Origin of the sequence: Rhodoferax sp. (genome assembly GCF_037143375.1) — a bacterium.
Lineage (GTDB): Bacteria > Pseudomonadota > Gammaproteobacteria > Burkholderiales > Burkholderiaceae_C > Rhodoferax.
On record NZ_JBAWYV010000152.1, the window covers coordinates 1 to 7,337 of the forward strand.

At 52.5% G+C, this 7,337-nt stretch carries 6 protein-coding genes; 3 read left to right on the top strand and 3 right to left on the bottom strand.

The window, feature by feature from the left end:
* A partial coding sequence (locus tag WCG50_RS16050; protein WP_336900604.1) for an HAD domain-containing protein occupies nt 1-238 on the bottom strand: 238 nt, incomplete at its 3' end.
* 178 nt (nt 239-416) lie between these two features.
* Nucleotides 417-1,694 (bottom strand): AAA family ATPase, encoded by a 1,278-nt coding sequence (locus WCG50_RS16055; RefSeq protein WP_336900605.1) that lies wholly within the window; start codon nt 1,692-1,694, stop codon nt 417-419.
* Between the two features lie 140 nt (nt 1,695-1,834).
* Here WCG50_RS16055 and WCG50_RS16060 point away from each other — a divergent pair, with 140 nt between their 5' ends.
* The 3 genes from WCG50_RS16060 to WCG50_RS16070 all read left to right on the top strand — a co-directional run bounded on the left by WCG50_RS16060 (nt 1,835) and on the right by WCG50_RS16070 (nt 5,011).
* Entirely contained in the window at nt 1,835-2,221 is a 387-nt protein-coding gene (locus WCG50_RS16060; protein WP_336900606.1) for a hypothetical protein, read from the top strand.
* Nucleotides 2,222-2,230: 9 nt separating this feature from the next.
* Nucleotides 2,231-2,437, top strand: a complete 207-nt coding sequence (locus WCG50_RS16065) for a hypothetical protein (RefSeq protein ID WP_336900607.1) — start codon at nt 2,231-2,233, stop codon at nt 2,435-2,437.
* A gap of 396 nt (nt 2,438-2,833) precedes the next feature.
* The gene (locus WCG50_RS16070; protein ID WP_336900608.1) at nt 2,834-5,011 is read left to right on the top strand and encodes an Ig-like domain-containing protein; all 2,178 of its coding nucleotides are present in this window, start codon (nt 2,834-2,836) and stop codon (nt 5,009-5,011) included.
* A 707-nt stretch (nt 5,012-5,718) separates the two neighbouring features.
* On the opposite strand, the gene WCG50_RS16075 is transcribed toward WCG50_RS16070, so the two are convergent.
* Nucleotides 5,719-7,337, bottom strand: a 1,619-nt coding sequence (locus WCG50_RS16075) for an ATP-binding protein (RefSeq protein WP_336900609.1), incomplete at its 5' end; no start/stop codon positions are given.

The following is a 7,337-nucleotide window of genomic DNA, read 5'->3' on the forward strand; positions in this document are numbered from 1 at the left end:
GTGTGACATCGACCACGCGTCTGGCGATATCGGGTGAAAAATAGGCCCGCAGGTCACCAAGGCCGAATTCCTCACGCCATGAACTGCTAATGACGATCTCCACTGACGGGAAATCGCGCAGCACTATTTCGATGCGGTCCAAGTGACAAAATAACTTGTCGGTTTGACAGGGTTCCGGGTGGGTTACGCCATCAAAATCAAGGCACAGGATGCAGCTACTGTCTGTCGAGGTGATCATGGGGTTTCCTTTTTTAAAATTAAGATTCGGCAATGACCCCAGGCGTCGCTGTTTGACATATGCAGAACACAGCATCAGCAGCCATTCGCGGGAGATCTAAATCCCGATACGAGAACCGGCAAACACGTACGGGAAACGGGCAAACAAATGCTGGGGTGTCGGCATCTGAAAAGATCGTTCAATGCCGTAGGTTCGGTGTGGCTTGCGCCAATCCGAGTGACTGTTCAATATCAAGCATCGTCACCTGCTGGCGCCCACCGGCTGCAGCCCAACCTGCCGCGCCCGTCCAGAGGCGGCGCATGGTGCGAGGTGTCAGTGTGGCAAGCCACTGCAACACCTCGCCGCGGGGTGCCATGATGCTGACACCCATTTGCAATGAAGCGGCTTGAGTCACCGACAGTGCAATGTTGACCGCTGCGCGGGCATCGGGCTTGTTGACCAGTATCAGTTTGAACCGACTCAGCAACGGGGCTGAAAGTCCGGCGAGCGAATTAGCCGTGGCGATCCAGATCACATGACTGGCGTCAACCCGGATCTCCGCGCAGCGATCTTTGTGCTCTTTCGCGGTCAGGGGCTCCAGTAAGGCGAGCAACTCATTCAGGGGATGACGGTCCGCTCCACCTGTCGTGGCAATTGAGCTTGCCTTGTCAATTTCGTCCAAACAAACGACAGGATTTGCGAAGGCCCCGTGCGCCAGCGTATCGAAGACCAGTCCGGCTGAACTATTGCCCCAATTCTTATCGGCACCGGACAACATGTTGCCTGCCGCACCACTGGCAGCGTAACTTAATGTATGCGCAGTGACACCCAAAATAGTAGCAATTTGCAGCGCGGCAAAAGTTTTACCAACCCCAGCCCCACCGACCAACAAAATCGGTGGAAACAGGGGCGCCGAGCCAGTGGCAGCGGCCTCCATCAAGGGAATCCGAAAGGCCTCGACCAACTCGGGAATGTGGGGCGCTATTTGGGCAAGCTTTTGCATCGCCTCCCCCACATCCTTTGGCATGGCAACCTTGCGCGTCATGGGCCGGGTCAGTAAGGCTGTCGTGACCTCCTTCATCGCACGGGTGCGATCGCGCTCACTGAATTTCGAATTATTCTCGGCCGACTGCTGCTGTGCAAGCACGTCAACTTCATATACACAAGGCACCTCAATGCAAACATGATTTTGATCGTTAGTCTGAGGCGTTACTTGCGCATTGCTGGCATCTGTCAACTGCACTGGCGGGGTGGCAAGGATGAGTTGCTGTTCAGCCCCTGCTTTAGTTCGCGCCTGTATATCAAGTTCACGTTCAATTTCGGCGCTGTACACCGCCTGCATGAACAAACCCAACTCTTCCTTGCGCTCTTGCGGGACAAAGAGTCCTTGCGAGTGGTGGAACTTGAATTTATCGAGCTGGGCGTAACCGTGAGTCGAACAATCGTGTGGGTAAAAGCTATCGCTGTACTTGCTCATTTCCAACTCCATTTTAGATATGCGATTATTAGCTATCACATGATATCTAGTATAAATTAGCGGCTCTGCCATGTCAAGGGCGGCCATCACCACCGGCTAGAAACGGCAAAGAATTCTGCCAACAGCCGTTTCTTGATGAAGTGTTTGAACAAAAATTACGGGTAATGCACGCAAAGCACGAAGGACAAAACTTCGTATTGGCGACAGACGGTGAATCATTGATGTCGGCAATGACTTCTGGACCTGGGGCTGTGAGCTCCGAGCACTATCTGGGTATTGAGATTGATGACGCGCTGTTAAAGACAGAGGGAACGAAGAGCTGGACACGACCGAATCCTCAAGGTTGGCTAACAAATGTGGCGAAGCGATCAGAAAGATTGACTGCTTCGGGCAAGCGCAGCATTTGCCAAACTGGACACTGGCTGCGGGTGAACAGTCTTCATCGCAAAATTCTTGCAAAACAGGATCAAGTGGCGCAGCTTCAATCGGTGCGTCTATTCGCGCAGTTGCTGAACGTCAGCTTTTGAGGAGGCAGTTTGGAATTTCAAATCATCATCAAAAATAGCAAGCTGTCATCCAAGCTGCTGGCATCTACGACTCTTGAAGACCCTCAGGAGCCGTTCACGGAAGGCAGCTTTCCGGCGCTCCAGTTCAACCCCAGTCGGAAACCGTTCGTGGCATTCGGCATCGTGCCCATTGCCGTTACTGGAATCAGCCAGGTAGTCGGCTCCAGAGCAACGTAAGCGGATGCTGGCGAACAGCAGGTTTGGGGCATCACCGATTGGCACTAAAACGACTCCATCAGGTTTAGCCACAATCGTGGGTGCCCAGGGATTTGCGCAAGGGTATACCCTTTGTATTTACCGGCTAAAGCACAAATTTTATTGTCACAATGAGAATAACAAGCTGATGAAGTACTAGTCTCGTAATGGAAAAATATTTTCTTGAGTGCCTACCTACCCCCTAAAGCACTCAAAAATAATGGTTTGCAGGTCGCTGTATGCGATTGAAATTTTTCAAGAAGTGAAGCTTTGAAGTATTTCAGTAGTCTGTTAATGAAGACGAACCGTCTGGAGCTGTAGTGTGCAACTGCAACCTTGAGTGGCACCGCAGTTAAATAAAATAACTTAGGGTTGATCATGAAAAGCAAAAAAATTGTGGGTTTTACTATTACTGCAGTGACCGCAGCATTACTGGTCGCATGCGGAGGATCAGACGGAGGAACAAGCAACAACGCACTTGGCGGCGTTACGACAACCGCCACAAAAACACTCCAAGGAACAGCCGCTACAGGCGCAGCGTTTGAGGGTGCGACCATCACGGTGACCGATAAAACAGGGGCCGTGGTGGGAACTAGCTCGGTGGTGGGTGCAGACGGCACTTTCAGCATCACGATCAGCGCAAGCGCTGTTGCGCCATTTGTCCTGACCGCATCACGCACCACGGCTGACGGTGTTGTTGAAACCCTTGTCAGCGTGGTGCCTACAGGTACGGGAACAACATCCACAGCAACGGTCAATGTGTCGCAGGTCACCAATTTGATTGCCTCGCGACTTTCCGCATCAGGAGACCCCAGCCAGTTGGCAGCAGAATTGGCCGCTGGAACGTCCACAATCAATGCAACAACCGTAGCGGCAAAAGTCAACGAAGTTCAAACCATTCTTGCGCCTATTCTTGCTGCAGCCGGAGCCACTGCTACCGACCCGCTTACGGGAACGTTTGCTGTTGGTGGCGCGGGTTACGATCATTTTCTTGACAGCATCAAAGTCACCCTTACTCCCGCCACTGCGACCAGCACCAATATCGAGATTGGCGTGAAGCAACAAACGGCCGATGACGTAGCGCCCACCGTAATTGCGTTCACAAATCAGACAACTACAGCCAACGTGCCTGTGCTTCCAGCCATTACGGCCTCCAGCCTGGTGCCATCTGGCACTTCGGCATTGATCTCGGCACATCTTGCGCAACTGACCTCCTGTTACTCGCTGCCGACTACGACACGTGTTAACAGCGTGGTGAGCGGTGGTGTGGCAACAGGCACCGTAGGGAATGTTGTGGCTTCTGCATGCACTTCAGCTTTTCTGGGAAATTCGCCCGCCAGCTTCAAGAGCAACGGCGTAACGGTGGGGCGCGATGCCAACAACAACGGCGCGTTTGCAAGTTTGTTTCGCGACGGTGCTACCGGCGTCGTGTTTAGCCAAGGCACCTATGAGTTCACGCGCAATAACGGCGATATAGTGGCCGGCTACAAATCGCGCGATACGCTCGGTAACGAGGCTTTCGATACCTTCGTGCTTCGCCTTGATACGGACGGTAAGCTCAAACAAATTGGCAACCAGTACATCTATGGCGGCGGTGTAATGCCATACCAACAACTGCGTGAATTTGTACAACAGCCAGCGCAAAGCTACTACAGTACGGGCTACAACATCAACATTCCCAACATCCCCGGAATTACGTATGTTGACGTCACTGCTCCTAACGGTAATCACATGACGCTGATTCCCGGTTCCGATGGAATGGTGTTGCCAAAGAAAGGCTCCTCCAGCCCTTTGGTCGCCAGTGGAACCACCTTTGTTCGCATTCGGTCCGAGTACGTGGCGAGCACGGGAGCACCAGCATCGCACCCTTCTGCCCTTGAGCCAGGCCTGGTTTTTGTGGGGACCGACTTTACCGAAGACCAAGTTGCAGGCATACCCAACCAAGGCGTTTGGACCATCGGTTATTACTCAGGTGGCACCAATAACGCCACAGGGGGAACCTTGTTGGGGGCTCAGTCTTACAAGACACGTACTCGTGCGAACACTATTGCGGAATTGCGCAAGCAGGGTATGGCCAATCTCTCAGCCGCGTCGATTGCGGACATGGTGAGCCGTTACCAAGTCAACACCGGTACAACCACGAGCTATGCGTCCTTGCCAGCTGCCATCTCCATGGCGCCCACTTGGGAAGTACCATCAGGCACTTTACCGCCAACCCAAATCAAGTTGTTTGGAACGGCACTGTACTATGACTACGCGAGTTCGCCCCCGTCCACGAAAACCGGTGGTACTGGTTTTACCAGCACAACCAACACAGTTGGCTACGTGAGTGGCAGGACAAACTTTAGCGATGGGCAAACCGTAGGGTCTTCTGTGCGCACGGCCTCCATTGCCTGCGCCAACGGGACGATTGATTCCAATAATATGGGTGAGAAGCATTGCGCGAATCCAGCGGGTTACCTCGCGTCCTCCCGCCAAACTGGTTTTCATTTGCGTGCCGCTGATGCAAGTGGCAGGGAGTATGTGCACTTCTATGTACCCTACACACTGCAGTAAGCGCAGGTAAAGAAGAGAAGGCTCCGCAAACAAGGAGCCTTTTTTGAAGTGGACTTGATGGGGTTATAACGATGCGTGCGTAAATTGACTGGGAAGCTGCTGGCAACTCAGAAACAGTACTCTGAATCACATAGAGCACTATTTCAGCACGCTATCTCACCGCCGTTCGAGTCAACGAATAATTCGTCGCACCCAATGACGGCAATCTGGCTGGCAAAGCATCAAATCCAATGACAGCCAAAGGTCTTGAATTCACCACACAAGTAATCAATTTTTATGACCATTGATGGTCAGAAGCCAGAGCAGCTATGCGAAAAATCGACTCCACATTGCTGACGGTCAGGCTACAGGGGTGAATGTCGGGTATGGATCGAGCATTTCGGGAAGACCTACGTCGGTTCCCGCTGCCTTGCAGGTCCACGTTTTTCTCCATTGCAGCCGTTCAGTTTAAAGGTCGGCTTCGGAGAAAAACGGCGGACTCTTGCAGACCCTCAGGAGTCATTGGCCTTCCCTAAATGCCCGCCGTGTTGCTGACGTTCCATGCTGAAACTTTTAAAGTTGATACGAACAAGCTTTACGTCAATTAGCGTAAGAGAGTGCCTGCGCCAGAAAATTAAAGACTCAACCAATGAGCTGGTTTATGCGTATTTCACGGTGAACAGCAGCCACATGGTCAAGGAGGAAACAATGTAGGCTAAAAGGAGGATCTATTGCAAAGGTAATCGCAGCAGGAGTGCCACAAGTTCTTTGACATTAAAAGGTTTTCCAATATGGTCATTCATCCCCGCAGCCAGGCAGTCCTCACGGTCGGATGCCATGACATTAGCCGTCATCGCGATGATGGGAAGCTGGGTCAGTTTAAGTTGCTGGCGAATGTGCCGGGTTGCTTGCAGACCATCCATCACTGGCATTTGATAATCCATCAAGACGACATCAAAGCCCATCGGTGTGGCGATCAGCGCGTCGATGGCCAGTTGACCGTTCTCCGCCAGTTGCACCAAGGCGCCTTGATTACCCAGCAACTCCAGCGCCACCATCTGGTTGATGAGGTTGTCTTCCACCAGCAGCACACGCACTCCAGCCAGATTGAGCCCAGAAGCTGGAACTTCTGTTGAAGGAATACTTTGGGTCGTCTCGTTATTCGCGCACTGTTGTTGCTCAACCAGCGGCAAGCTCAAATCAAAGTAAAACATGCTGCCTTCCCCGAGGCTGCTGGTGACTTTGAGTTCTCCGCCCATCAGGACCACCAGTCGCTGGCTGATGGCCAATCCCAAGCCGGTGCCGCCAAAGCGACGCGAGGTTGAGGCCTCGGCCTGCGAGAAGCCGGCAAAGATCCGAAGTTGTTGCTCTGGCGTCAAACCAATACCGGAGTCAATGATCTCAAAAGCTAAAACGACATTGGCTGATTCAAGGCGGCGCACATGGACCCGGATGCTTACCTCGCCAAGCTCTGTGAACTTGAGTGCGTTTCCACCCAGGTTAATCAGCACCTGCTTGAGACGACCGGCATCGCCCATCACCAAGGTTGGTAGCGCTGGGTCCAGGTCAAACGTCAAGTCAATCTTTTTGCCATTCAGATTGCCTGTCATGATGGTCTCCACATCACGCGCCACGTCGGACATGCAGAAAGGCTCGGGGTCAAGATCCATCTTGCCCGCCTCTACCTTTGATAAATCTAGGATGTCGTTGAGGATCGCCATCAATGAGCGGGCAGCACCTTCGGTCCTTTGCGCGTAGTCACGCTGGCGGTCGTTCAGGTTGCTCTCTTTGAGTAGAGTCAGCATACCCAGTACCCCATTCATGGGGGTTCGGATTTCGTGACTCATATTGGCCAAAAACTGGCTCTTGGCCTGGTTTGCGACATTGGCCAATTCCATACTTAACGTTAACTCTGCAGCGCGTTTGCTTTTCTCTTCGTTCTGAAAGGCGAGTTCAGTGTTGGCGATGACGAGTTCGGCAGCACGCTTAGCCTTCTCGTCATGTTGAAACTGCAGTTCTTTGTTAGCGATTACCAACTCAGCCGCACGCTTGGCCTTTTCTTCATTTTGGAAGAGCAGTTCTTTGTTGGCAATGACCAACTCGGCAGCACGCTTGCCCTTCTCGTCATGTTGAAAGAGCAGCTCTTTGTTGGCGATGACCAGCTCGGCTGCACGTTTGTCCTTCTCTTCATGTTGAAAGAGCAGCTCTTTGTTGGCGATGACCAGCTCGGCCGCACGTTTGTCCTTCTCTTCATTTTGAAAAAGTAACTCTTTGTTGGCGATTTCCAACTCAGCCGCACGCTTGGCCCGCTCTGCATGTTGAAAGTTCATATCTTCGCTTGCGAAAG

Bases quoted from the DNA above. Each gene is read 5' to 3' on its own strand.
- WCG50_RS16055 (WP_336900605.1), bottom strand. From the start codon at position 1,694: ATGAGCAAGTACAGCGATAGCTTTTACCCACACGATTGTTCGACTCAC.
- WCG50_RS16070 (WP_336900608.1), top strand. From the start codon at position 2,834: ATGAAAAGCAAAAAAATTGTGGGTTTTACTATTACTGCAGTGACCGCA.